Origin of the sequence: Haloferax sp. Atlit-4N, from assembly GCF_003383025.1 — an archaeon.
In the GTDB taxonomy this organism is placed as follows: Archaea; Halobacteriota; Halobacteria; order Halobacteriales; family Haloferacaceae; genus Haloferax; species Haloferax gibbonsii.
In genome coordinates this window covers 1-923 of the sequence record NZ_PSYY01000033.1, presented here as the reverse complement: position 1 = coordinate 923, position 923 = coordinate 1, and the positions used below count along the sequence as shown (strand labels likewise).

Here is a 923-nt window from a genome sequence, read left to right as displayed (position 1 = left end):
TCCCACCGTCTCGTAGCTCTTGATGCCCGCTTCGGTAGCCAGTTCTGCCTGGGTGAGGTTCAGCTTCATCCGTCGCTCGCGAAAGCGGTCCCCAGTCACGACGGACCAGTCTGCCTCATGGTCGAGCGTCATCCTTGCTCCTGATTTACGCCCGAGAGACGCCCCATCTGAGCGTGAAACGAGCATGACACGCTGTATGCACGCACAGCATCCGTAGGAATACCTACGTATTCGCTTGCTTTCCGTTCCTCATCGGTGCATTCTTTCCTCATGACTTCCGCACCAACCCCTAGCGATTCCGTCCAGGCGGCACCGCAGTTGGGCGTGTCGCCGTTCCTCACGGCCAACGAGGTCGCACCCCGGCTCCGGATGCGCAGCTACGAGGTCGCCCGGCTGTGCCGCGAGGGCAAGCTGCGCGCTACGAAGCCCGGCAAGACGTGGCTGATCCTTCACGAGGACCTCGAGGCGTACATCGCCGCTGGCTACAACGACGCCGAGGTGTCGGCATGAGCGACACGACAACCGTCCGGAAGGCCGTCTCCCGCCAGACCGCCGCCGAGATGTACGACGTCTCCGAGCAGACCCTCCGCCGCGCAGAAGCCGCAGGCACCCTCCGGGGCAAGACCATCGGCGGCCGCCGCCGCTACCGCCTCGAGGACCTCGAAGCGTGGTTCGAGTCGCTGGAGGACGCATGAGCGCCCTCACTGACACCGACCGCGCGATCCTTGAGCTCGAGCGTGCCGGCCGCTGGGCCGTGCCTGGCGCCAAGGACCGCGAGATCCTCGACCGGTTCGCGCTGACGCCGACGTCCTACTACATCCGGCTGAACTGGATCATCAACCAGCCCGAGGCCGTGGAGTACGACGCCCTCCTCGTGCAGCGCCTCATCCGGCTCCGCGACCGCCGCCGCGACGTACGCACCC

3 protein-coding genes are annotated in these 923 nt (G+C 66.0%); all 3 read left to right on the top strand.

Translation table 11 applies throughout. The annotated features are described in order from the left end of the window. The first annotated feature begins 324 nt into the window (after positions 1 to 324). Entirely contained in the window at positions 325 to 510 is a 186-nt protein-coding gene (locus C5C07_RS20370) for a helix-turn-helix domain-containing protein (protein ID WP_158546618.1), read from the top strand. Then, the gene (locus C5C07_RS20365) at positions 507 to 695 is read left to right on the top strand and encodes a helix-turn-helix domain-containing protein (RefSeq protein ID WP_115806048.1); all 189 of its coding nucleotides are present in this window, start codon (positions 507 to 509) and stop codon (positions 693 to 695) included. Before C5C07_RS20370 ends, C5C07_RS20365 begins: the two co-directional genes overlap by 4 nt. Continuing rightward, positions 692 to 923, top strand: a 232-nt coding sequence (locus tag C5C07_RS20360; protein ID WP_115806047.1) for a DUF3263 domain-containing protein, incomplete at its 3' end; no start/stop codon positions are given. The genes C5C07_RS20365 and C5C07_RS20360, both read left to right, overlap by 4 nt.